The following is a 22,833-nucleotide window of genomic DNA, read 5'->3' on the forward strand; positions in this document are numbered from 1 at the left end:
GTGAAGGAGCCGGAGGTCTTCACCGACGCCATCCACAGGTAGGGGGAGATCGAAAAGCTCCACTTGCCGGGATCGGCCGGCGAAACGGCCGGGACCTGCGCATCGGCGCGGCCGGCCGCGGGCCCCGCCTGCGCAAGCGTCGCCGACAGGACCCAGGCAGAGCCTGCGAGGGGGATCAGATGCGTCGGCCGGAGGTGGAGAATCATCTGTCGATCCTCACTGACACGCCAGGCGACCGTAGCGCCGGGGTCCAGCTATGCCGATCCGGGTAATCCACGGCCTTGCGTTCGGGATAATGCCCAGAAGACACGACCGCCGTTCGGCTCCGGGCGGCGAATCGGATCAACCTCGCCTCGACCCAAGTCGTTCGGGACCGGCGCAAGGCGCGCCGTGGCATGTGCATTGTACCAGTCGAGGCACCAGTCGAGCGCGAACGGGCCCCCTCTCCGCACCCTGACGGCGGACGCCGACGTCGCGCGCTGGCTCGTCGACGGCGGCGATGAGCGTCTGCGCCTGGACGCCCTGGGCCGCAATCGCTACGGCGTCGGCCCCATGCCTGAGACGGGCGGTCTCAGCTTCGGCTCGTCGACCGCCTCGACGATCTCGGCGGGCGCCTTCGAGGCCGCCCGCGCGCGCCTGGAGGCGATCCGGGGCTGCGCCTCGCCGCGCGCCGCCTATCACGCGGGGGCTGCGGAGATCCGCGCGCGCCTGGCCGGGCTCTGCGCCCTGGCGCCGTCCGCGGCGGACGACATCATCCTCGCCGCCTCTGGCACCGACCTGCACCTGATCGCCGCGGACCTCGCGCGCGGCGACGGCTCGCGCCAGCTGGTGAGCGTCATGGCCGAGCCCGGCGAGACCGGCCGCGGCGTGGCCAACGCCCTGCGCAGCCGGCGCTACGCCACAGCCTCGCCCTACGGCCCGGCGGCGAGCGTCGACGCCCCCTTGTCCGAGGCCCCCGCCGCGGGCCTCCTCGCCGTCCCGCTGCGCGAGGCCTGCGGCGCTCCGCGCGACGCCGCAACTGTCGACGCCGACTTCGAAGCGGCGGTGGGCAAGGCGGTGGCGACGCGCGGCGCCGTGCTGCTGATCATGGTCGACGTCTCCAAGACCGGCCTCGCCGCGCCTTCGGCGCAATGCGCGGTCCGGCTGAAGGCGCGCCACGGCGCGGCGCTGACCGTGATGGTCGACGCCTGCCAGTTCCGGCTCAGCGCCGAGAGCCTCGGCGACTATCTCGCGGCCGGCTTCCTGGTCGCGGTCACCGGCTCGAAGTTTGTCGGCGGCCCGCCCTTCTCCGGCGCGCTGCTGCTGCCGCCGTCCGAGGCGGCCCACCTGCACCGCGCTCCAATCTCGCCGGCGCTCGGCGATTACTGCGCCCGCGCCGACTGGCCGGCCGGATTCATCGCGCGCTCGGTGCTGCCCGACGTGCAGAGCTTCGGCCTGCTGCTGCGTTGGGAGGCGGCGCTGCACGAGCTGGAGGCGTTCCGGCGGATCCCGTCCGAGAGGCTGCACGCCGCCCTGGAACAGGTCGCCGCGGTCGTGGAGGCGCGCCTGGCGACGCGCGCGTTCGAGGCCCTTCCCGTTCCGCGGATCGACCGCTCCGGGCGCGCCGGCTGGGACGCGACGCCGACCCTGTTCCCGTTCCTCGTCCACGGCGCGCAGGGCCTGCTGCCCGCCGCCCGGACCCAGGCGCTCTACCAGGCGCTGTCCGACGAGCGCGTCCTGCTGGGCCAGCCGGTCCCGGTCGGCCGGCGCGGCGGCCAGCCGGCCAGCGCCCTGCGGCTGGCGATCAGCGCGCGCCAGTTGGTCGAGGCGACGCACGGACCGGACGCGGCCCAGGCCCTCGTCGCCCGGATCGAGGAGACCTTCGACTTCGTCGCGGCCCGCGCCGCCGCCCTGGGCTGAAGCGCATGGCCGGCCGCACGCTCGATCCCGACGACTGGTCCGCGCTCCGCGCCCAGGGCCACCGGATGCTCGACGACGTCTTCGACCATCTCGCAGGCCTGCGCGCCCAGCCCCTGTGGCGCGAGCCGCCGCAGGCGCTGCGCGAAGCCTTCCGCGCCGAGTTCCCGGAAGGGCCCGCCGACCTGGCGGCGGTCCACCGGCAGTTTCGCGAGAGCATCCTGCCCTACTCCAGCGGCAACGCCCATCCGGGCTTCATGGGCTGGGTCCAGGGCGGAGGCACGGCGGTCGGCATGCTGGCCGAGATGCTGGCCGCGGGCATGAACTCCAACCTCGGCGGGCGCGACCACATGCCCCTGGAGGTCGAGCAGCAGGTGCTGGCCTGGACGCGGGAGATGTTCGCCTTCCCGAAGGAGGCCAGCGGCCTCTTCCTCACCGGCGCCTCGCAGGCCAACTTCCTCGCCATCCTGATCGCGCGGCGGCGGGCCCTGGGGCCTGAGGTGCGCAGCCAAGGCCTGGGCCCGGCGGGGGCGCAACTCGCCGCCTACGCCTCGGCGGCGGTGCACGGTTGCGTCGGCCGGGCGATGGACATGGCGGGGCTCGGCGCCGACGCCCTGCGGCGGGTCGCGGTCGATGCGGCCCAGCGGATCGATCTGTCCGCCCTGCGAGACGCCATCGCCGCCGACCGTGCGGCCGGGCGCTCGCCCTTCCTGCTGATCGGCACGGCGGGAACCGTGGATGTCGGCGCCATCGACGACCTGGCGGCCCTGGCCGACCTCGCCCAGGCGGAGGGCCTGCACTTCCACGTCGACGGCGCCTTCGGGGCGCTGGGGGTGCTGGCGCCGTCGATCGCGCCGCGCCTGACGGGGCTCGAGCGGGCGGACTCCATCGCCTTCGACTGGCACAAATGGGGTCAGACGCCCTACGACGCCGGCTTCCTGCTGGTGCGCGATCCCGAGTTGCACCGCGCGACGTTCGCCGCCGACGCCCACTATCTGCGCCGGGCCGAGCGCGGCCTGGCCGGCGGCGACTGGTGGCCCTGCGACTACGGCCCGGACCTGTCGCGCGGCTTCAGGGCGCTGAAGACCTGGTTCACCCTCAAGACCTACGGCGCCGCGGCCCTGGGCGCAGCGATCGAGGGAACCTGCGCCCTGGCCCAGGACCTCGCCGTGCGGATCCAGGCGGAACCGGAGCTGGAGCTGCTGGCGCCGGTCGGCCTGAACATCGTCTGCTTCCGCTTCCGCGCCCCAGAGCCCGACGCGCTCAACGCCGAGATCGTCATGCGCCTGCACGAAGCCGGCCGCGTCGCCCCCTCGCTCACCCGGATCGACGGCCAGGTCGCGATCCGCGCCGCCATCGTCAACCACCGCACCGAGGCGCGCGATATCGCCGCGCTGGTCGAAGCCACCCTGGAGACCGGACGCCAATGTCAACATCGACGCGCCGCCTAGCGACGGCGGAAGATACCCACGTCCTGGTCGCCGAGAGCCTGGGGCTCGCCCATCTGGCGCGCGCGGTCGGCGACCCGCCGCGCGCGCAGGCGATCTGGGAAGGCCTGGTCGCGCGGGCCACCGCCAACCCGGGCGACTCCGCCGCCTTCCTGGATCTTGCGACCCTGCTGATCGCCACCGGCGACCGCGAGAAAGGGCTTGAAGTCCAGGCCGCCGCCGTCGCCGACCACCAGCTCTACCGGCGCGCCGCCGCCAGGACGCCGACGCTGCGGCTCCTGGCCTTCACGACCCTGGGCGACTTCACCGCCAACGCGCCGCTCGACTTTTTGCTGGAGGACTCCGGCGTCGAGCTGATCAACTGGTACGTGGACGGGCCGCCCTCGCCGGGCGCCGCTCCGGAGCACGACGTGGCCTTCCTGGCGATCGGCGAATCCGCCGAGGCCGAGCCGCTGCTCCAGCGGCTCGAAGGCGCGTTGGCGGCATGGCCGCGGCCGGTGCTCAACGCCCGGCCCGGCCTGATCGCCGGCATGACGCGCGACGGCGTGGCCGATCGGTTCGTGGGCCATCCCGCCGTCTTCTGCCCCACCGTGCGCCGCGTCGGGCGCGAGACGGTCCAGGCGTTGGCGCACGGGACACGCCCCCTCGCCGACGTCGCCCAGGGCCTCAATTTTCCGGTCATCCTGCGCCCGGTCGGCACTCACGCCGGCCACGGCATGGCCAAGTTGTCGTCGCCGGCCGAGATCGGCGCCTATCTCGCCGAGCACATGGCGGCGGAGTACTACGTCACCGCCTTCCACGACTACAGCGGCGCCGACGGCCTTTTCCGCAAGTTGCGGGTGGTCTTCATCCAGGGACGGCCGTTCCTCGCCCACATGGCGGTCTCGGAGAACTGGATGGTCCACTACCTCAACGCCCGCATGGACGAGAGCGAGGCCAAGCGCGCCGAGGAAGCGGCCATGATGGCGAGCTTCGACGATGGCTTCGCGGCCCGCCACGCCGAGGCTTTCAAGGCGCTCTGCGAGACCTATCCGCTCGACTACTTCGGGATCGACTGCGCGGAGACCGCGGACGGCCGGCTCGTGGTGTTCGAGGCCGATGTCGCCATGATCGTCCACGCCATGGATCCGGCGGACGTCTATCCCTACAAGAAGCCCGCCATGCGCCGCCTGTTCGAGGCCTTCGTGGATTGCCTGCACCAGGCCGGCGGGGTTCCGACGGCCTGAGCGGCCCCCCGCAGGACCCCCATGGACGCGCCGTCGCCCTCAGCGCGCGGCATGCCGATGAGGTCAGGTGGGCCGGGCGCGGCCGTACTGCTCCCGCACGAGGGAGATGAACGGGCTCGCCTCGTAGCGCAGGCCCTCCCTTTCCGGCGCGTAGAGCAGGCCGACTTCCCGCTGCAGGTCGAAGTCGACGACGCGGACGAAGCGGACCAGCGGATCGTCGAAGCTCTCCGGCATCATGCCGATGCCGAGGCCCGCGCGGACCACCGCCAGCATCCGCTGGTCGCTGGTGGTCTTCAGCACGAAGCGCGGCCGCACGCCGCGGTCGGTGAAGAAGCGGCTGATCTGCGGCAGGGCTTCGCAGTGGCGGCGCACCACCATCCGGTCCCCGGCCAGCTGCTCGGCCTGGACGAACTCGGCCTCCGCCAGGCGATGGTCGCGCGGCAGCACCATCAGGTACCGCTCGCCCCGCAAGAGCTCGGGATGGAAGCGCGCGTGGTGCGGCCGAACCGCCGTCAGCGCGATATCGAGGCGGCCGCGGTCCAGACGCTCGGTGAGGTCCCGCTCCGAACCCTCGACGATCTCCAGCACCTCGTGGGCGCTGTTCCCCCGGTGGCGGACGACGATGGTTTCCAGAAGACTCGTCGGGATGGTGGCGAGGACGCCCACCCGCAAGGTACGCGGCTCGGGCGCCTGCTGCACGTCCTGGATGGCGGCGTCGTACTCCGCAGCGATCCGCCGGGCGCGCACCAGGAACCGGCTGCCGGCGGGAGTCAGGGCGACGCTATGCTTGTCACGGTCGAACAGCCGCGCGCCGAGCTGGCTCTCCAGCTTGGCGACGCCGGCCGACAGCGTGGGCTGGGTGACGCCGACGCGCTTGGCCGCGCGGCTGAAGTTGCCGGTCTCGGCGACGGCCAGGAAATATCGCAGCATATAGCGATCGGTCATAGACGGCATCTATCACCAGCCCGGCAATCTTTCAATTTCCGTCAGTTAAACCAGACCGTTAGAAGCTTCGAAGATTGAAATCGGCGCCGCAGCCGTGCGACGCCTGCGCAGCGACGCCCGCGGCCGGGCCGCCGCGACCTGATCGGGGAGCTTCCGTGACCGTTCTTCCCAGCGCCATCGACCCCGCCAGCGAGGCCTTCAAGCGCAACCAGGCGCACAACCTGCAGCTCGTCGCCGAGCTGCGCGAGCGCGCCGCAACCGCCGCGCGCGGCGGTCCCGAGGAACACCGCGCCCGCCACCAGAAGCGCGGCAAGCTCCTCGCCCGCGACCGCATCGAATATGTCCTGGATCCGGGCTCGCCCTTCCTGGAGATCGGCCAGCTGGCGGCCTTCGGCCTCTATGACGGCGAGGCGCCCGGCGCCGGCGTCGTGGCCGGCATCGGCCGGGTGATGGGCCGCGAGGTGATGATCATCGCCAACGACGCGACGGTGAAGGGCGGCGCCTACTTCCCGATGACGGTTAAGAAGCATTTGCGCGCCCAGGAGATCGCCCAGGAGAACCGCCTTCCCTGCATCTACCTCGTCGACTCGGGCGGGGCGAACCTGCCGCACCAGGCCGAGGTGTTCCCCGACCGCGACCACTTCGGCCGCATCTTCTACAACCAGGCCAACATGAGCGCCCTGGGCATCGCGCAGATCGCCTGCGTCATGGGCCTGTCGACCGCCGGCGGCGCCTATGTTCCGGCGATGAGCGACGAGGCGGTGATCGTCCGCGGCGCGGGCGAAGAGAGCCAGGGCGCGATCTTCCTGGCCGGCCCGCCGCTGGTGAAGGCCGCCACCGGTGAGGTGATCAGCGCCACCGACCTCGGCGGCGCCGACGTCCACGGCCGCAAGTCCGGCGTGGTCGACCACGTGGCGGCCAATGACGAGCAGGCGCTGGCGATCGTCCGCGAGATCGTCGGCCACCTCAACACGGTCAAGAAGCCCGACCTCGACATCGCCGAGCCGCGGCCGCCGCGCTACGACCCGCGCGAGCTCTACGGCATCGTGCCGACCGACGTGCGCGAGCCCTATGACGTGCGCGAGGTCATCGCCCGCATCGTCGACGGCTCGGAGTTCCAGGAGTTCAAGCCGCTCTACGGCACGACCCTGGTCACCGGCTTCGCCCGCATCTGGGGCTATCCGGTCGCGATCCTCGCCAACAACGGGGTGATCTTCTCCGAGAGCGCGGAGAAGGCCGCCCACTTCATCGAGCTCGCCTGCCAGCGGCGCATCCCGCTGGTGTTCCTGCAGAACGTCTCCGGCTTCATGGTCGGCGGGCGCTACGAGGCCGGCGGCATCGCCAAGCACGGGGCGAAGATGGTGACCGCGGTCGCCACCGCCAGCGTGCCCAAGTTCACCGTCCTGATCGGCGGCAGCTTCGGGGCCGGCAACTACGGCATGTGCGGCCGCGCCTACGGCGCGCGGTTCCTGTTCACGTGGCCGAACAGCCGCATCTCGGTGATGGGCGGCGAACAGGCCGCCAGCGTCCTGGCCACCATCCGCCGCGACGGCGTCGAGGCCAAGGGCGGGAGCTGGAGCGCCGAGGAGGAAGCCGCCTTCAAGACGCCGATCCGCGAGCGCTACGAGGAAGAGGGCAATCCTTACTTCGCGACCGCCAGGCTGTGGGACGACGGGATCATCGACCCGGCCCAGACCCGCGACGTGCTGGGCCTCGCCATCTCGGCCTCCCTCAACGCCCCCGTCGCCGAGGCTCCGCGCTTCGGCCTCTTCCGGATGTGACCATGCTGGAATCGCTGCTGATCGCCAACCGCGGCGAGATCGCCCGCCGCATCATCCGCACCTGCCGCCGGCTCGGGATCCGCACCGTCGCGGTCTATTCCGAGGCCGACGCAAGCGCGCCCTTCGTACGCGAAGCCGACGAGGCGGTGGCCATCGGGCCCGCGCCCGCGGCCGAGAGCTATCTCGTCGGGGCCAAGATCCTGGACGCCGCGCGCCGGACCGGCGCCCAGGCCATCCACCCGGGCTACGGCTTCCTCTCCGAGAACGCCGAGTTCGCCGAGGCCGTGACCGCCGCGGGCCTGATCTGGGTCGGGCCGCCGCCCTCGGCGATCCGCGCCATGGGCCTGAAGGACGCCGCCAAGGCGCTGATGGCCAAGGCCGGGGTGCCGGTGACGCCGGGCTACCTGGGCGAAGACCAGTCCGACGCGCGGCTGGCGGCCGAAGCGGCGAAGATCGGCTTTCCGCTGCTGATCAAGGCGGTCGCCGGCGGCGGCGGCAAGGGCATGCGCCGGGTGGACGCCGGCGCGGACTTCGAGGCGGCGCTGGTCTCGTGCCGGCGCGAGGCCAAGGCCTCGTTCGGCGACGACCGGGTGCTGCTCGAGACCTACGCCACCCGGCCGCGACACATCGAGGTGCAGGTGTTCGCCGACGCCCACGGCAATGTGGTGCACCTTTTCGAGCGCGACTGCTCGCTGCAGCGCCGCCACCAGAAGGTCGTCGAGGAGGCCCCGGCGCCCGGCATGTCCGACGCGGTGCGCGAGGCGGTCTGCCAGGCCGCCGTGCTGGCCGCCAAGTCGGTGGGGTACGTCGGCGCCGGCACGATCGAATTCATCGCCGACACCAGCCAGGGCCTGCAGGCCGACCGCATCTGGTTCATGGAGATGAACACCCGGCTGCAGGTCGAACATCCGGTGACCGAGGCGATCACCGGCCAGGACCTCGTCGAGTGGCAGCTGCGCGTCGCCTCGGGCGAGCCCCTGCCCTTGGCCCAGGCCGAGATTCCTCGCCGGGGGCATGCCATCGAGGCCCGGCTCTACGCCGAGAACCCGCACACCGGCTTCCTGCCCTCGATCGGCCGGCTGGAGCACTTCCGCACGCCGAGCGACATCCGCGTCGACAGCGCCGTCGAAGAAGGCGGCGTCGTCACCCCCTTCTACGATCCGATGATCGCCAAGCTGATCGCCTACGGCCCGACCCGGCAGGCAGCCGCCGCCAGGCTCGCCGCCGCCTGCCGGGCCGTGGAAGTCTGGCCGGTGAAGACCAATGCCGGCTTCCTGGCCCGCTGCCTCGGCGATCCGGACTTCCTGGCCGGCGCCGTCGACACCGGCTTCATCGGCGAGCGCATCGCAAGCCTCGTCCCGCCGGCCGAGCCCTCCGACACGGTGCTGCAGGCGGCGGTGGGCGAGATGGTCAAGCGCGCGGGCATCCAGCCGGCGCTGACCGGCTTTAGGCTGAACGCCGATCCGTCGTTCCGCGTCCAGCTCGACCACGAGGGGAGCCGCCATACCGTCCAGTTCACGCCCGAGGCGGGGCCGCCGGGGCTGTCGGTCTTCGTCTGCGGCCGCGACTTCGTGGTCTTCGAGGACGGCGAGCCCTATGCGCTCACCCTGCCCCGGGCCGAGGCCGGTCCCGAAGGCGAAGGCGGCGACGGGGTGGTCGAATCCTCGATGCCCGGCCTGATCATCGACGTCATGGTGGCCGCCGGCGAGGTCGTGAAGAAGGGCCAGGCCCTGGTCGTGCTCGAGGCGATGAAGATGGAGCACACGCTGACCGCGCCGTTCGACGGCAAGGTCGCGTCGCTCTCGGTGAAAAAGGGCGACCGGGTGGCCGAGCACGTCGCCCTGGTGAAGCTCGAAGCCAGCGAGGTGAAGTGATGGCCGGTCGGCTCTACGAGGCGTTCGAGATCGGCGAGGTCCTGCAGCACGACCTGCGCCGGACCGTGACCGAGACCGACAACCTGATGATCTCGGCCCTGACCCACAATCCGCAGCCGCTGCACCTGGACGCCGAATACGCCGCCGGGACCGAGTTCGGCCGGATCGTCGTCAACGGCACCTTCACCTTCGCCCTGATGATCGGCGTCTCGGTCGGCGACACGACGCTGGGCACCCTGGTCGCCAACCTCGGCTACGACGAGGTGGTGATGCCCAAGCCGGTGTTCGTCGGCGACACCCTGCGCGTCGAAACCACCGTGCTGGAGAAGCGGCCCAGCAAGTCACGCCCCAACCAGGGCCTGGTGGTCTTCGAGCACCGCACCTACAACCAGAAGGACGAGCTGGTCTGCCGCTGCAAGCGGACGGCGCTGCTGAAGCGGGCGGAGGGGTAAATCAATTCCCTCTTCCCGCGAGGCGGGGAGAGGCAGCTAGTCCGGCAGCGATCGGGATTTGGCGAGAGACGTTCAACCCCGCCCCGCCAGTTTCAGCAGCGCCTGCGCCCGCGCCAGGTGCGGGCGGTCGACCATGGCGCCCTTGAGGCCGATCGTGCCGGCGCCGGGGTTGGCGGCGAAAAGGTCGACGATCTCCTGGGCGGCGGCGACCTCCTCCTCGCTCGGCGTGAAGGCGGCGTTGATCACGTCGACCTGGGCCGGATGGATCGCCAGCATGCCGCGATAGCCGTCGCGGCGGACCTTCTCGGCGCGCTTGCGCAGGCCTTCGAGGTCGCGGAAGTCGCCCTGGATGGTCTCGATCGGCGCCACGCCCGCGCTCGCCGCCCCGATCAGGCAGAGGCTGCGCGCCAGCTCGTAGGTGAAGCCGTAGCCGCCGTCCGGACCGCGGTTCTCGCTGGCCCCCAGCGCGTCGGCGAGGTCCTCCGCGCCCCAGGTCATCGCCACCAGCCGGGGCGCGCCCTTGTAGTCGCCGGTCGTGAACATCGCCTCGGCGGTCTCGGTGACCAGGGCGATAACCTTGGTCGAGCCCTGCTCGGCCCCGAACGCCGCCTCCAGCGCGGTCAGGTAGTTGTCCAAGCGCTCGACGTCCTGGCGGCCATAGGCCTTGGGCAGCATGACGCCGCCCGGACGGCCCGGCATGATCGCCGTCAGGTCGTCCACCGCATAGGGGCCGTCGAGCGGATTGATCCGCACCCACAGCCGCTCGTGGCAGCCCGCCTGGCTCTGCAGGAACTCGCGCACCATGGCGCGGGCCTTGGGCTTCTCGCTGGGCGCGACCGCGTCCTCGAGGTCGAAGATGACGATGTCGGCCGGGCCGGCGGCGGCCTTCTCCATCTTCTTGTCGCTGTCGCCGGGCGCGAACAGCCACGACCGCGCGCTGAAGACCTCACCTTGGCTCGCCATCTAATCGTCTTCCTTGTCTTGAGGTCTCAGGCCTTGCGCGGAACCCAGTCGGTGGTGAGCGCGCGATCGGAGATGTACTTGGTCGAGCTCCAGCCGCCGTCGACGACGATGGTCTGGCCGTTGATGAATTCGGCGCCCGGCGAGCAGAGGAAGGCGATGGTCGAGGCGACGTCCTCGACGGTGCCGAGCCGGGGATAGGGCGTCATTTCGACGTTGATCCGCTTGAACGTCTCGTCTTCCAGGCGGTGCTCGACCATCGGCGTGACGGTCACGCCCGGGGCCACGGCGTTGCAGCGGACGCCTTCGGGTCCGTACTGGGTGGCGATGTGGGTGGTGAGCGCGGTCAGCCCGCCCTTGGCCGCCGAATAGGCGCCGCCCCGACGGCCGCCGATCACCGCGAAGGTCGAGCTGACGTTGATGATCGCCGAGCCCGGCTTCATGTGCACGATCGCCTCCCGCGCCAGGCGGAACGGCGCGCGCAGCATCAGCCCGAGGAAGTAGTCGAGCATTTCGTCGTCGGTCTCGTGCAGCGGCTTGGGGCTGCCGGCGCCGGCGTTGTTGATCAGGAAATCGATGCGGCCGAACTTCGTCAGCGTCAGGTCGACGATCTTCCTCGGCGCCTCGTCGGCGGTGATGTCGATGGCCAGGGTCGCCAGCCGCGCCGGATCGTTGATCTCGGCCTCCAGCCGCGCCAGCTTCTCGCCGTCGCGGCCGACGCCGACCACCGCCATGCCCATCTCGTGGAACTTGACGGCCGTGCCCCAGCCGATCCCGCTGCTGGCGCCGGTGATGATCGCAACCTGCATCGTCATTCTGTCCGTCCCGCGATTGGCGTCGTCGCCCGCAGTCACTGGCCTAGACCATTCGCCGTCGCCGGTGAACACGATCTGATCGCCCCGGCGATCCCCAGCTGCGCCTGGGTTGAAATGATAGGATCCCGCGACCGACATTCGCCTCCCGAACCAAGATGCGTCGCGTCTCCGTACCGAGCGAGCCCTGCGGGGTCCAGGCCTCGGCGCCAGTACGGACCAGACAATTCCGGATCGGCGGAGACCTGGAGGCAGCCCGTGACGACGACACCCAGCGCCCTCGAAGGCATCCGCGTGATCGACATGAGCCGGGTGTTCGCAGCGCCCATGGGCGCCCAGATCCTCGGTGATCTCGGCGCCGACGTGATCAAGATCGAACGTCCCGGCGTGGGCGACGACGGCCGCGGCTATGGCTTCTCGTGGATCAAGGGCAAGGACGGGATCGAGACCCGCCACTCGAGCTTCTTCACCGTCTCGAACCGCAACAAGCGCTCGATCACGCTCAACCATTCCAAGCCCGAGGGGCAGGAGATCATCCGCAGGCTGGCCGAGACGGCCGACGTGCTGATCGAGAACTATAAGGTCGGGGACCTCAAGCGCTTCGGGCTCGACTACGAAAGCCTCAAGGCGATCAATCCGCGGCTGATCTATTGCTCGGTGACCGGCTTCGGCCAGACGGGACCGATGGCCGCCCGTCCCGGCTATGACGGCCTTTTCCAGGCGACCGGCGGAATGATGGCGGTGACCGGGATTCCCGAAGGCCAGCCCGGCGCCGGGCCGCTCAAGACCGGACCGAGCCTGGTCGACTTCGTCACCGGCCACAATACCGCCCTGGCGATCCTTGGCGCGCTGATGCACCGGAACCGGACCGGCCAGGGCCAGTACATCGACATCGCCCTGCTCGACAGCTCCGTGGCGATGGTCAGCCACATCATGCAGGATTACCTGATCAGCGGCGCGGCCCCGCCGCGGCTCGGCAATGGTGGGAACGGCGGCGGTCCGGCCGACCTCATGCAGTGCCGCGACGGCATCGTCTATCTCACCGCCGGCACCGACGAGCACTGGCGGCGCCTGACCGTGCTGATGGAACAGCCCGAGTTGTTCACCGACCCGCGCTTCGACTCGAATCTCAAGCGCGGCAAGGCCAATCGCGCCGAACTGATGGGCATCATCAACCACTGGGCCGGCCAGCGCACGGTGGCGGAGATCATGGCCGCGCTGGACGAGGTCGGGATCCCGGCGGCGCGCTACAACGAGCTGCCCGACGTCTGGGAGGAACCGCAGGTCAGGCACCGCAAGCTGCGTACGACCACGCCGCACCCTTTTGCCGAGACCGGCTCGGTCGACCTGATCGCCAGCCCGCTGGCGCAGATGTCGGCGAGCCCGGCCGCCATCCGCCGGCCGCCGCCGATGCTGGGCGAGCACACGCGCGAGATCCTGGTGGAGCTCGGCTACGACGAGGCGCGCATGGCGCAGTTCGAGGAGCTTGAGGTCATTTGAGCCAGGCGCCTGTGCTCTGTCACGAGAAGGTCTGAACGCATGGAATTCGGTTGGTCGGCCGAAGAAGACGCGCACCGCGCGCGCATCCGCGACCTCCTGGCGCGGACCCTGCCCGCGGACTGGGAGCAGATTTCCCTGCACGGCCCCGGCAGCGCCGCCCAGACAGCCTATGCGCGCGAGTTCTGCGCGATCCTGGCCGAGCACGGCCTGCTGACGCCGAACTGGCCGAAAGCGCACGGCGGCGAGGACGCGCCGGTCTGGCTGCAGTTCATCCTCGGCGAGGAGATGTGGGCCGCGGGCGAGCCGCGCGGCGGCCAGTACATGAACATCAACTGGGTGGGGCCGGTGCTGATGCGCTACGGCACGCCCGCCCAGCTGGAGAAGCACCTGCCGCCGATCCGCGCCGGCCGGTCGCTGTGGTGCCAGGGCTTCTCCGAGCCGGGCGCGGGCTCTGACCTGGCGGCGCTGCGCACCACCGCCACCCCGGTCGAGGGCGGTTACAAGGTCTCCGGAGCCAAGGTCTGGACCTCCTACGCGGGCCTGGCCGACACCTGCTTCCTGCTGGCGCGTGTCCCGGCCGCCGCAGGCGGCCCAGAGGGGAAGGCAGGCATCGTCATCCTGCTGACCGACATGAAGTCGCCGGGCGTCCAGGTGAAGCAGATCCCCGCCCTGATCGGCGAGGGCGACATCCACGAGCTGTTCTTCGACGACGTGTTCGTGCCGGCGAGCGACCGGCTGGGCGCCGAGGGGCAGGCCTGGGAGATCATCAACTACGTCCTGCAGCACGAGCGCGTCGGCATCGCCCGCTACGAGTTCTCGCGCCGCATCCTCGACCGCGCCGTGGCGAAGCTGAAGGCCGAGGGCCGCTGGGACGACCCGATCGTGCAGGAGAAGGCCGGCCGCGCGCTGATGCTCTGCGAGGCGGCGCGGATGCTGGTCTACCGGATCGTCGACGGCAAGGCGCGCGACCTGCCGCCGGACGCCTTCGGCAGCCTCGCCCGCTGGTCGGTGGTGGTCGCCGACAACGGCGTCAACGAGTTCATGACCGAGTTCCTGCCCGAGGGGCTCCTCGGCGAGGACCCGGTCCAGCAGGCCCACCACCAGCGCGCCATCTCCGCCGGCATCGCCTCGGGCGCGGCCGAGATCCAGCTCAACCTGACCGCCCGCCGCTGGCTGCAGCTGCCGGGGGAGAAGAGACGATGAAATACGCGCTGACCGACGACCAGGCCAGCGTCCTCGCCGGTCTCGACCAGCTGCTGGGCGGCTTCGATTCGGCTCCGCCGACCGAGCCTGTGCTGTTCGAGTACGCGGCCGCGCTGGACCAGACCCTGGCGGAGTCCGGCTTCCTCGACATCGCCCGCGAGGACGGCTTCAGCCCGCTGGACGCTGCGCTGATCGTCGAGCGGCTGGCGCGCCTGCCGCAGGTGGTCGAGGCGGCCGCTTCCTCGATCGTCGCCCCCGCCGTAGGCGTCCCCGCCGGAACCCGACCGGTGGCGCTGCTGTCGGGTCCGCTGACCCGGGCCGCGCGCTACCTGCCGATGGCCCGGGTGCTGCTCGCCGATCGCGGCGACCACGCCCTGATGATCAAGGTCGAGCCGGACAACGTCGAGACGGTCGAGACCCTGTTCGCCTATCCCTACGGCAAGCTGAAGTCGCTCGACGGTCTCGAACAGACCCGCATCGAGGACGTGGCGGCGCTGCGCCGCCGCTGGCGCATCGCGCTGGCCGCCGAGGCCGCCGGCTGCATGGCCTCGGCCATCGACGCCATCCTCGAGCACGTGAAGACCCGCCAGGCCTTCGGCCAGCCGCTGGGCGCCTTCCAGGCCATTCAGCATCGGCTGGCGATGGCGGCGGAGACGGCGGAGGCGACCAAATACCTCGCCTTCCGCGCCGCCTGGTCGGACCTGGAGAGCGACGCGGCGATCGCCGCCGGCTTCGCCCAGACCCGCACCGCCCAGCTGGCCTACGACCTGCACCAGTTCGCCGGCGCCATGTCCCTGACGCTGGAGTTCCCGCTGCACCTTTGGACCTACCGCCTGCGTGCGCTGGCCGGCGAGCTCGGCGGGGGGAGCCGGCAGGCTCGCGCCGCGGCGCTCGCGACCTGGGGGGCGGCCGCCTGACGGCCCTCGATCGAGGCGCGCATCGTCACTACATAAGCAGCGATCTGCGCCGCTTCTGGCGTTCGCCCCAACCGAGACTTGAGGAGGCCGTCCCCATGACCGACCGCACCCTGCTGCGAGAAGCCGCCTACGTCGACGGGCGCTGGTGCGGTGCGGACGACGGCGCGACCATCGCCGTGACCAATCCGGGCACGGGCGAGACGATCGGGACCGTGCCGAAGATGGGGGCGGCGGAGACCGCCCGGGCGATCGCGGCGGCCGAGGCCGCGCTTCCGGCCTGGCGGGCGCTGACCGCCGGGGCGCGGGCCAAGATCCTGCGCAAGCTCTTCGACCTGATGATGGCGAACCAGGACGCGCTCGCCGAGATCATGACCCGCGAGCAGGGCAAGCCGCTGGCCGAGGCCAAGGGCGAGATCGCCTACGCCGCGGCCTTCATCGAGTGGTTCGCCGAAGAGGGCCGGCGCGCCTACGGCGAGGTCATCCCCAGCCACGCCGCCGACAAGCGCATCGTCGTCCTGAAGCAGCCGATCGGGGTGGTCGCCGCCATCACGCCCTGGAACTTCCCCTCGGCGATGATCACGCGGAAGGTCGGCCCCGCGCTGGCGGCCGGCTGCACCGTGGTGCTGAAGCCGGCCTCGGTCACGCCGTTCTCGGCCCTGGCCCTGGCGGCGCTGGCGGAAGAGGCCGGCGTGCCGGCGGGCGTCTTCAGCGTGGTGACCGGCAGCGCCGGCGCGATCGCGGGCGAGATGACCCGCAACCCGGTGGTGCAGAAGATCAGCTTCACCGGCTCGACCGAGATCGGCGCTGAGCTGATGCGCGACAGCGCCGCCACCATCAAGAAGCTCTCGCTGGAGTTGGGCGGCAACGCCCCGTTCCTGGTGTTCGACGACGCCGACGTGGACGCGGCGGTCGAAGGCGCGATGATCTCCAAGTTCCGCAACAACGGCCAGACCTGCGTCTGCACCAACCGCTTCTACGTCCAGGACAGCGTCTACGACGAGTTCGTCGCAAAGCTCACCGCCCGCGTCGCCAAGCTGAAGGTCGGCTATGGCCTGGAGGCCGGGACCGACGTCGGCCCGCTGATCGACAAGAAGGCGGTGGAAAAGGTCGAGGAGCACCTTCAGGACGCCGTCGCCCACGGCGCCAAGGTGCTGATCGGCGGCGAGCGCAGCAACCTGGGCGGCAGCTACTTCCAGCCGACCGTCATCTCCGGCGTCACCGCGGAGATGAAGATCGCCCGCGAGGAGACCTTCGGCCCGCTGGCCGGCGTGATCCGCTTTGCCGACGAAGCCGACGCGGTGCGGCAGGCGAACGACAGCGCGTTCGGCCTGGCCAGCTACTTCTACGCCCGCGACCTCTCGCGCGTCTGGCGCGTGGCGGAGGCCCTGGAGGCCGGCATGGTCGGCATCAACACCGGCCTGATCTCCACCGAGGTCGCCCCGTTCGGCGGCGTCAAGCAGTCGGGCCTGGGCCGCGAAGGCTCGCGACACGGCCTCGATGACTACATGGAGCTCAAGTACCTCTGCATGGGCCTCTGAGCCTAGGGCGGCAAGTTCGCCGACGGACGCCGAATGGCAGGGGATTCCCGCCGGCGGTCGGCGCGCTCGAGCAGCTCGACCACCTCCTCGTCGGTCGTCTGACGGAAGTCGCGGTACCAGAGCCCGACCGCATGGAAGGGCTCGGGGGTATAGAGGCAGACCATCTCGTCGGCTTGCTCGGCGAGGCTGATGACCACGTCGGGCGGCCCGACCGGCAAGCCCACAATCAGCCGGCCGACCTCGGCCTTCTGCAGCCCCTGCAACGCGGCGCGCAGCGTCCCGCCGGTGGCCACGCCGTCGTCGACCGCGATCACGGTGCGGTCGTGCACGTCGATCGGCTGGCGGCCGTGCAGATAGGCTGCGCGGCGGCGCTCGATCTCCAGCAGCTCCTGGCGGACCTGCTCGGCGATGTAGGCGGCCGACGGTTCGAGAAAGGCGACTTCCGGGTTCATGACAACCTGGGGAGATGCTCCGTCGACAACCGCCCCGATACCCAGCTCGGGATGTCCGGGTGCGCCGATCTTGCGTACGAACAACAGGTCGAGGGGAGCGAGCAGCTCCATCGCGACCTCGTAGGCGACCGGGACCCCGCCCCGCGGCAGCGCGAGGACCACCGGATACTGGTCGGCGTGGGTGCGAAGGGCGGCCGCCAGCTGCCTGCCGGCGTCGTGGCGGTCAGCGAAGATGCGTTGACGGACGCTCATCCCGCGCCTCCCGTTGAGCGGCTCCGGTGAAGTGCGCCAGGAACCAGTTGCGCGCATGCCGGATCACCTCTTCCAGCGTGCCAGGCTCCTCGAAAAGGTGGCCGGCGCCCGCGACGATCACCAGGTCCGAGTCCGACCTGAGCTTGGCCAGAGCCTGGCGGTTCAGCTCGATCACCGGCGTGTCGAGGCCGCCCACGATCAAGAGCGTCGGGGCCCGGACATGCGCCAGGGCGTCGCCTGCGAGATCGGGCCGTCCGCCGCGGGACACGACGGCGGCGATGTCGGCTCGTCCCGCGGCGGCGAGAAGGGCCGCGCCCGCGCCGGTGCTGGCGCCGAAGTAGCCGATCGGCAGCCCTTGCGTGTCGCGGCGCTGCTCGATCCACGCCGTCGCCGCCTCGAGGCGGGCGGCCAGAAGCCCGATGTCGAAGACGTTGCGCCGATCTGCCTCCTCCGCCGGCGTAAGCAGATCCAGCAGCAGGGTGGCGATCCCTGCCCGCCGAAGGTGTTCGGCGACGAAGTTGTTGCGCGGGCTGCTCCGGCCGCTGCCGCTGCCGTGGGCGAAGAGCACGACGCCTTTCGCACCGGGCGGCGTCCCGAGGTAGGCGAACAGGCCGGGCGGATCGATCCGCACCTCCCTCGCCTTGGCGCTTGGATCGAGAGCCATGGTCATCCTCCGCGTCAGGATCAGGCCGGCGGCGAGCAAGGAATGTCGGGCCCGCCTCCGCCCGACCGGCCTCGGCGTCGAATGTCTCAACCGGCGTCGACCGACCGGGTTTCAGCGCTGGCGCACGCGATCAGCGGGCCTTGTGGAAGGCGGCGTTGATGGTGAGCCCGACCTCGTCGCTGACCATCGGGACATAGGCCGTCACCCCGAAGTCGCTGCGCTTGATGACGCCGGTGACGAAGAAGCCTGCCGTATAGCTCCGGTCGAGCGGATTGACCCCGGCGCCGACGAACTTCGCCTTCAGCACCACCGGCCGGGTGACGCCGTGCAGCGTCAGGTCGCCGGCGACCGTCGCCGTATTCGGGCCGGTGCGGGTGATCTTGGTGGAGCGGAAGCGCATGGTCGGGAACTTTCCGGCGTTCAGCCATTGGTCGCCCTTCAGCTCGCCGTCGAGCTTGGCGCTGGTGGTCTGAACCGTGTCCACCGGGACGGTCACGTCGAGCGCCGTGGTCTCCAGCGTCTTCGGATCGAGCGTCAGTTGGCCGGAAACCTTGGAGAAAACCCCGTCATATCGGGTGAAGCCCAGGTGCAGCACGCTGAAGCCCACCTGGGTGTGGTCCGGCTCGACGGCATAGGCGCCGGCCTGGACGGCGGCGGGATCGGCGACGCCGGGACTCTGGGCGTGGGCGACCGCCGCCATCGAACCGACGGCCGTCACAGCGGCGAGCGAGGTGAGGAACTTGCGCATCTTGGCTCCCGTCGATGTGGACCGCAGGTGTAGTGAGATCTCCGAAAGCGCCTTGCGGTTCAGGTTTCGGCGCCCAAAACAGCGGGAGATCGCCGACCTGCCGCAGACCAGCCTCACCCGCAGGTGACGGTCGCGGCCATGTTCGTCGTCCCGCCTTGCTCGGTCCAGACGCGGGCGCCCGCCTTAGTCGGCTCGCCGCAGACGTGCAGCGTGGTCCCGTCGAAGGCCGGCGACATCGCCCGGAAATCGAAGCCGGTGATCGGCGCCTTCAGGTTCCGAGCGGCCATGTCGACCAGCAAGGTGGCCTGCAGCGGCCCGTGCACCACCAGGCCCGCATAGGCCTCCTCGTCCACGGCGTAGGGCCGGTCGTAGTGGATGCGGTGGCCGTTCATGGTCAGGGCCGAATAGCGGAACAGCAGCACCGGGTCGGGAAAGATCTCGCGCCGCCAGGGCGCGGAGGGCGCCCTCCCCTCGCCCGCCGGCCCCTTGATCGAGCCGGGCGCCGCGGCCTGGCGGTAGACGATGTCATGCTCCTCGACGACCGCCAGGCCCGCCTCGCCGGCGAGGCGGTGCTCGACGGTGACGAACACGAGCTTCCCGCTCTTGCCGCTCTTGGCCTCGATTTTGAGGATGGTGGAGGTCTTGGTCGCCTGCTCCCCGACTTTCAGGGCCTGCAGGAACTTCAGCCGTCCGCCGGCCCACATCCGTCGGGGCAGCAGCGTCGGCGGCAGGAACCCGCCCCGCGCCGGGTGGCCGTCCGGGCCCAGGCGCTCCGGCGCCTTCACGTCCCAAAAGTAAAGCCAGTGGTGCAGCAGCGGCAGGTCGTCGGCGAGCGCGAGCGGCTCGGCCTGGCCCAGCGCGACGCGCAGCGCATTGGTGCGCCCCGGCTCGAGGACATCGACGAACTCCTCGCGTCGTCCCACCCAGGCGGAAAAGTCCTCGCTCATCGGCTTGTCCTGTCGGTTGCAACCCTAAAGCCGGACGATCTTGCCAGGGTTCATGATCCCCTGAGGGTCCAGCGCGCGCTTGATGGTGCGCATCACGTCGAGCGCGCCTTCGTCGAGTTCGTGCTCGAGGCAGTCGATCTTGCCGAGGCCGATCCCGTGCTCGCCGGTGCAGGTGCCGTCCAGGGACAGCGCGCGCTCGACCAGCGCCGCATTCAACCGCTCGGCCTCGGCCCGCTCATCAGGCCGGTCCGGATCGAGGATGAAGACGACATGGAAATTGCCGTCGCCCACGTGGCCGACGATCGGCGCCGGGATCGAGGCCCGGGCGAGGTCGGCCTTGGTGGCTTCGATACATTCGGCGAGCCGGCTGATCGGCACGCAGACGTCCGTCGGCCAGCCCACGGCGCCGGGCCGCAGGGCCAACGCGGCGTAATAGGCCTGGTGCCGCGCCTTCCACAGGCGCGAGCGCTCCTCCTGGCTGCTCGCCCAGCGGAACTCGCCGCCGCCGTTCTCCGCCGCGATCGCGGCCACCGTTTCGACCTGTTCCTGGACCGAGCGTTCGCTGCCGTGGAACTCGAAGAACAGGGTCGTCACTTCGGCATAGTCGAGCTTCGACCAGCGGTTCACGGCCATCATCTGCACGTCGTCGAGCAACTCGATCCGGGCGATCGGCACGCCATACTGCAGCGTCTGGACCACGGTGCTCACCGCGCCGTGGAGGCTGGCGAACCCGCAGACCGCCGCCGAGACGGTCTCGGGGATGGGGTGCAGCCTGAGCGTCACCTCGGTGATCACGCCGAGCGTGCCTTCCGCGCCTACGTAGAGCCGCGTCAGGTCGTAGCCGGCGGCCGACTTGCGCGCCCGGCGGCTGGTGCGGATGACCCGTCCGTCCGGCGTCACCACGCGCAGCGACAGGACCGCGTCCTTCATCGTCCCGTAGCGCACCGCATTGGTGCCCGAGGCCCGCGTCGAGGCCATGCCGCCGAGGGTGGCGTCGGCGCCGGGATCGATCGGGAAGAACAGCCCCTGATCGCGCAGGTGGTCGTTGAGCTGCTGGCGGCGCACCCCGGCCTCGACGGTGCAGTCGAAGTCGTCGGCGTTCACCGCAACGATGCGGTTCATCTCCGACAGGTCGAGCGAGATCCCGCCGCGGACGGGGACGGTGTGGCCCTCCATCGAGGTCCCGGCCCCGAACGGGACGATCGGGACACGGTGCTCGGCGCACAAGCGGACAACCGCGCGGACCTCCTCCGTGGTGTGCGCCAGCACCACCCCGTCCGGCAGGCGCACGGCGTGGTGCGACTCCGTCCGCCCATGCTGCAGCAGAACCTGGGCGTTGGTGCTGAACCGCGCGCCGAACCGGTCGTGCAGCGCGGCGGCGAGCGTCGTCGGCAGAGGGTTCGGATCGCCCATCGGGCCTCCTTCAATTCGCTCCGCTCATCGTTATGCGCGCTCGGCGCGCGCCCGGCCAGATCGACCTGGTCCGGCCTGCGCCTCAAGCGCGACAAGGATGTCGTCGTCAGGCGGCAGGCCGGCTATGCTTCCGTCCGGTGCTCGGCTTGAGGGACCTTGATGAGCCGCCATTCGCTCCGCCGTCTGGCGGGAGGGAGTCTTGTCTGGGCCGCGCTTCTTCTCGGCGGCGGAGCTGCGGCCAGCGCGCCCGCCTCGCCGCCGAACGTCGTGGCGCCCCTGACCGTGATCCCGCGGACGGACCCGCCGAAGATCGTCTCCTCGTTTCCGGCGGCGGGCGAGCAGATCGCCCCCGGCGCGCTGGTGATGCGGATCACCTTCGACCAGAAGATGGACGGCGGCGGGTTCGCGTTCACCGCCGCGGCGGGCGGCCGGATGCCGAACTGCCTGAAGACGCCCAGGCTGCTGAACGACGAGAAGACCTTCGTGCTGCTCTGCACGACCGCGCCCGACCAAACCTACGCCATCACCTTCAACGCCACGCCCAAGGAGGGCTTTCGGAACATCGCCGGCTCCACCGCCGTCCCTGCCCAACTCGCGTTCTCCACCAACCACGAGGACGGACCGCGCGACCTCGACAGCGCGCTGAAAATCGCCAAGCTCACTTCCGAGGACGTCCCCATCGCCACTCAGCCCTGAGACGGTTATTCTTCTGTCGGGAGGCCCTTCAGCCCGGAGGTCCGGCGTGCGTCCGAAGATCACGACCGCAGCTCTTCTTTCGACATCCCTTCTTTCGGCCATGGCCGGAGCGGCGCACGCGCAGACCCTGCGCGCGAACTGGAACAGCTGCCTGGGCGCCGACGGCTCCACCGCGCTCGTCCAGATCGACGGCTGCACGGGGGTCATCCAGTCGACTCGCGAGGACGCCGGCTACCTGGGGGTCGCCTACTTCAACCGCGGCGTCCGCTACCAGGACTGGGGCGCGCTCGACCGGGCGCTCGCCGATTACGAGGCCGCCATCCGCCACGACCCGGCGCTGGCCGAGGCCTACGCAGGGCGCGCCGGGATCGCCTTCGCGAAAGCAGACTACGGCGCGGCCGAAGCGGGCTACGATCAGGCGGTCCAGCTGAAGCCCGCCTTCGTCGACGGCTGGCTGGGGCGCGCGGCGGCGCGCACGGCCAGAGGCGATGCGGCGGGCGCGCTCGCCGACTACGACCGCGCGGTCGGCCTGGCGCCGCCCACGCCAGGGCTGCTGGACGAGCGGGGACTCGCCTACGAGCGCCTCGGCGACGTCGAGCGGGCGCGGGCCGACTTCGCGGCGGCCCTGGCGCTGGAGCCCGGCTACGCCCCAGCCCTCGCCCACCGTGCAGCGCTGTCGGCCCGGCTCGGCGAGCGAGACAAGGCGCTGGCCGACTACGACGCGGCGCTCAAGGCGCGGCCGGACTTCGCCGAGGCTTTGCTGGGCCGGGCGGCGGTCCGGGCCTCAAAGGGCGACCTCGCCCGCGCCGAGGCCGACAGCGAAGCCGCCCGGCAGGCCGCGCCGAACGATGCGCGGGCCTGGTTCGACAAGGCCTATCTGCAGTCGCTGCACGGCGAGTATCAAGCCGCCGTCCAGACCTATGGCGAGGCCATCGCCCGTAACGACCGCGACCCGGCCGCCTACAACAATCGCGGCGATGCGCGCCTGAGCCTGGGGGACCTCGCGGGCGCCAAGGCCGACTTCGACCAGGCGCTGGCGCTGCGGCCCGGCTACGCCCTGGCGCTGGCGAACCGCGCCCGCGCGCGCCAGGCGCTGGGCGATGACCCTG

At 70.9% G+C, this 22,833-nt stretch carries 21 protein-coding genes; 12 read left to right on the plus strand and 9 right to left on the minus strand.

Annotated features, from left to right (window positions below):
* The coding region (locus VJS38_RS02695) for a hypothetical protein (RefSeq protein ID WP_324086611.1) at positions 1-206 on the minus strand (206 nt) is incomplete at its 3' end.
* A 196-nt stretch (positions 207-402) separates the two neighbouring features.
* Between VJS38_RS02695 and VJS38_RS02700 the strand changes: the two genes are divergently transcribed.
* From VJS38_RS02700 to VJS38_RS02710, 3 genes are read left to right on the plus strand one after another with little or no spacing between them, the layout of a single operon-like run.
* A complete protein-coding gene (locus VJS38_RS02700; RefSeq protein WP_324086612.1) occupies positions 403-1,899 on the plus strand; it encodes a hypothetical protein in 1,497 nt (498 codons plus the stop codon).
* A 5-nt stretch (positions 1,900-1,904) separates the two neighbouring features.
* Positions 1,905-3,347: a pyridoxal phosphate-dependent decarboxylase family protein gene (locus VJS38_RS02705; protein WP_324086613.1), complete on the plus strand. Its 1,443-nt coding sequence runs from the start codon at positions 1,905-1,907 to the stop codon at positions 3,345-3,347.
* Positions 3,323-4,570, plus strand: a complete 1,248-nt coding sequence (locus VJS38_RS02710; RefSeq protein ID WP_324086614.1) for a hypothetical protein — start codon at positions 3,323-3,325, stop codon at positions 4,568-4,570. Before VJS38_RS02705 ends, VJS38_RS02710 begins: the two co-directional genes overlap by 25 nt.
* 63 nt (positions 4,571-4,633) lie before the next feature.
* Here VJS38_RS02710 and VJS38_RS02715 read toward each other — a convergent pair whose 3' ends face one another.
* On the minus strand, positions 4,634-5,515 hold the full coding sequence (locus VJS38_RS02715; RefSeq protein ID WP_324086615.1) for a LysR family transcriptional regulator: 882 nt from the start codon (positions 5,513-5,515) through the stop codon (positions 4,634-4,636).
* Positions 5,516-5,670: 155 nt separating this feature from the next.
* Here VJS38_RS02715 and VJS38_RS02720 point away from each other — a divergent pair, with 155 nt between their 5' ends.
* Genes VJS38_RS02720 through VJS38_RS02730 form a run of 3 tightly spaced genes read left to right on the plus strand, consistent with a single transcriptional unit; the run spans position 5,671 to position 9,622 of the window.
* Positions 5,671-7,296: a carboxyl transferase domain-containing protein gene (locus VJS38_RS02720; protein WP_324086616.1), complete on the plus strand. Its 1,626-nt coding sequence runs from the start codon at positions 5,671-5,673 to the stop codon at positions 7,294-7,296.
* Between the two features lie 2 nt (positions 7,297-7,298).
* Entirely contained in the window at positions 7,299-9,170 is a 1,872-nt protein-coding gene (locus VJS38_RS02725) for an acetyl/propionyl/methylcrotonyl-CoA carboxylase subunit alpha (RefSeq protein ID WP_324086617.1), read from the plus strand.
* Positions 9,170-9,622 carry a MaoC family dehydratase gene (locus tag VJS38_RS02730; RefSeq protein ID WP_324086618.1) on the plus strand — a complete coding sequence of 151 codons (453 nt, stop codon included), beginning with the start codon at positions 9,170-9,172 and terminating at the stop codon, positions 9,620-9,622. Before VJS38_RS02725 ends, VJS38_RS02730 begins: the two co-directional genes overlap by 1 nt.
* A gap of 72 nt (positions 9,623-9,694) precedes the next feature.
* Here VJS38_RS02730 and VJS38_RS02735 read toward each other — a convergent pair whose 3' ends face one another.
* Positions 9,695-10,585 (minus strand): CoA ester lyase, encoded by an 891-nt coding sequence (locus VJS38_RS02735; protein ID WP_324086619.1) that lies wholly within the window; start codon positions 10,583-10,585, stop codon positions 9,695-9,697.
* A 26-nt stretch (positions 10,586-10,611) separates the two neighbouring features.
* On the minus strand, positions 10,612-11,397 hold the full coding sequence (locus VJS38_RS02740) for an SDR family oxidoreductase (protein WP_324086620.1): 786 nt from the start codon (positions 11,395-11,397) through the stop codon (positions 10,612-10,614).
* A gap of 255 nt (positions 11,398-11,652) precedes the next feature.
* Between VJS38_RS02740 and VJS38_RS02745 the strand changes: the two genes are divergently transcribed.
* The 4 genes from VJS38_RS02745 to VJS38_RS02760 all read left to right on the plus strand — a co-directional run bounded on the left by VJS38_RS02745 (position 11,653) and on the right by VJS38_RS02760 (position 16,552).
* Complete coding sequence (locus tag VJS38_RS02745) at positions 11,653-12,894, plus strand: CoA transferase (protein ID WP_324086621.1); 1,242 nt, start codon at positions 11,653-11,655, stop codon at positions 12,892-12,894.
* 39 nt (positions 12,895-12,933) lie between these two features.
* The gene (locus VJS38_RS02750) at positions 12,934-14,097 is read left to right on the plus strand and encodes an acyl-CoA dehydrogenase family protein (RefSeq protein WP_324086622.1); all 1,164 of its coding nucleotides are present in this window, start codon (positions 12,934-12,936) and stop codon (positions 14,095-14,097) included.
* Positions 14,094-15,014 (plus strand): acyl-CoA dehydrogenase family protein, encoded by a 921-nt coding sequence (locus VJS38_RS02755; protein ID WP_324086623.1) that lies wholly within the window; start codon positions 14,094-14,096, stop codon positions 15,012-15,014. The genes VJS38_RS02750 and VJS38_RS02755 overlap by 4 nt, the downstream gene beginning before the upstream one ends.
* 95 nt (positions 15,015-15,109) lie before the next feature.
* Positions 15,110-16,552 (plus strand): NAD-dependent succinate-semialdehyde dehydrogenase, encoded by a 1,443-nt coding sequence (locus tag VJS38_RS02760; RefSeq protein WP_324086624.1) that lies wholly within the window; start codon positions 15,110-15,112, stop codon positions 16,550-16,552.
* 2 nt (positions 16,553-16,554) lie between these two features.
* Here VJS38_RS02760 and VJS38_RS02765 read toward each other — a convergent pair whose 3' ends face one another.
* The 5 genes from VJS38_RS02765 to VJS38_RS02785 all read right to left on the minus strand — a co-directional run bounded on the left by VJS38_RS02765 (position 16,555) and on the right by VJS38_RS02785 (position 21,028).
* The gene (locus VJS38_RS02765) at positions 16,555-17,256 is read right to left on the minus strand and encodes a phosphoribosyltransferase (RefSeq protein ID WP_324086625.1); all 702 of its coding nucleotides are present in this window, start codon (positions 17,254-17,256) and stop codon (positions 16,555-16,557) included.
* Positions 17,228-17,920, minus strand: coding sequence for a dienelactone hydrolase family protein (locus VJS38_RS02770; RefSeq protein WP_324086626.1), 693 nt, complete (start codon positions 17,918-17,920; stop codon positions 17,228-17,230). The genes VJS38_RS02765 and VJS38_RS02770 overlap by 29 nt, the downstream gene beginning before the upstream one ends.
* Positions 17,921-18,050: 130 nt before the next feature.
* On the minus strand, positions 18,051-18,668 hold the full coding sequence (locus VJS38_RS02775; protein WP_324086627.1) for a YceI family protein: 618 nt from the start codon (positions 18,666-18,668) through the stop codon (positions 18,051-18,053).
* A 113-nt stretch (positions 18,669-18,781) separates the two neighbouring features.
* Positions 18,782-19,615, minus strand: coding sequence for an FAS1-like dehydratase domain-containing protein (locus tag VJS38_RS02780; protein ID WP_324086628.1), 834 nt, complete (start codon positions 19,613-19,615; stop codon positions 18,782-18,784).
* Positions 19,616-19,639: 24 nt separating this feature from the next.
* Positions 19,640-21,028: an FAD-binding oxidoreductase gene (locus tag VJS38_RS02785; RefSeq protein ID WP_324086629.1), complete on the minus strand. Its 1,389-nt coding sequence runs from the start codon at positions 21,026-21,028 to the stop codon at positions 19,640-19,642.
* A gap of 159 nt (positions 21,029-21,187) precedes the next feature.
* Here VJS38_RS02785 and VJS38_RS02790 point away from each other — a divergent pair, with 159 nt between their 5' ends.
* Both VJS38_RS02790 and VJS38_RS02795 read left to right on the plus strand, forming a co-directional pair.
* Positions 21,188-21,724, plus strand: coding sequence for a hypothetical protein (locus VJS38_RS02790; protein ID WP_324086630.1), 537 nt, complete (start codon positions 21,188-21,190; stop codon positions 21,722-21,724).
* 46 nt (positions 21,725-21,770) lie between these two features.
* The coding region (locus tag VJS38_RS02795) for a tetratricopeptide repeat protein (RefSeq protein WP_324086631.1) at positions 21,771-22,833 on the plus strand (1,063 nt) is incomplete at its 3' end.

It is taken from the genome of Phenylobacterium sp. (assembly GCF_035276905.1).
Classification (GTDB): domain Bacteria; phylum Pseudomonadota; class Alphaproteobacteria; order Caulobacterales; family Caulobacteraceae; genus Phenylobacterium.

Coding starts and splice junctions, on each gene's coding strand:
- VJS38_RS02705 (WP_324086613.1), top strand. CDS start 1,905: ATGGCCGGCCGCACGCTCGATCCCGACGACTGGTCCGCGCTCCGCGCC.
- VJS38_RS02710 (WP_324086614.1), top strand. CDS start 3,323: ATGTCAACATCGACGCGCCGCCTAGCGACGGCGGAAGATACCCACGTC.
- VJS38_RS02715 (WP_324086615.1), bottom strand. CDS start 5,515: ATGACCGATCGCTATATGCTGCGATATTTCCTGGCCGTCGCCGAGACC.
- VJS38_RS02725 (WP_324086617.1), top strand. CDS start 7,299: ATGCTGGAATCGCTGCTGATCGCCAACCGCGGCGAGATCGCCCGCCGC.
- VJS38_RS02730 (WP_324086618.1), top strand. CDS start 9,170: ATGGCCGGTCGGCTCTACGAGGCGTTCGAGATCGGCGAGGTCCTGCAG.
- VJS38_RS02735 (WP_324086619.1), bottom strand. CDS start 10,585: ATGGCGAGCCAAGGTGAGGTCTTCAGCGCGCGGTCGTGGCTGTTCGCG.
- VJS38_RS02740 (WP_324086620.1), bottom strand. CDS start 11,397: ATGACGATGCAGGTTGCGATCATCACCGGCGCCAGCAGCGGGATCGGC.
- VJS38_RS02750 (WP_324086622.1), top strand. CDS start 12,934: ATGGAATTCGGTTGGTCGGCCGAAGAAGACGCGCACCGCGCGCGCATC.
- VJS38_RS02755 (WP_324086623.1), top strand. CDS start 14,094: ATGAAATACGCGCTGACCGACGACCAGGCCAGCGTCCTCGCCGGTCTC.
- VJS38_RS02760 (WP_324086624.1), top strand. CDS start 15,110: ATGACCGACCGCACCCTGCTGCGAGAAGCCGCCTACGTCGACGGGCGC.
- VJS38_RS02765 (WP_324086625.1), bottom strand. CDS start 17,256: ATGAGCGTCCGTCAACGCATCTTCGCTGACCGCCACGACGCCGGCAGG.
- VJS38_RS02770 (WP_324086626.1), bottom strand. CDS start 17,920: ATGGCTCTCGATCCAAGCGCCAAGGCGAGGGAGGTGCGGATCGATCCG.
- VJS38_RS02775 (WP_324086627.1), bottom strand. CDS start 18,668: ATGCGCAAGTTCCTCACCTCGCTCGCCGCTGTGACGGCCGTCGGTTCG.
- VJS38_RS02780 (WP_324086628.1), bottom strand. CDS start 19,615: ATGAGCGAGGACTTTTCCGCCTGGGTGGGACGACGCGAGGAGTTCGTC.
- VJS38_RS02785 (WP_324086629.1), bottom strand. CDS start 21,028: ATGGGCGATCCGAACCCTCTGCCGACGACGCTCGCCGCCGCGCTGCAC.
- VJS38_RS02790 (WP_324086630.1), top strand. CDS start 21,188: ATGAGCCGCCATTCGCTCCGCCGTCTGGCGGGAGGGAGTCTTGTCTGG.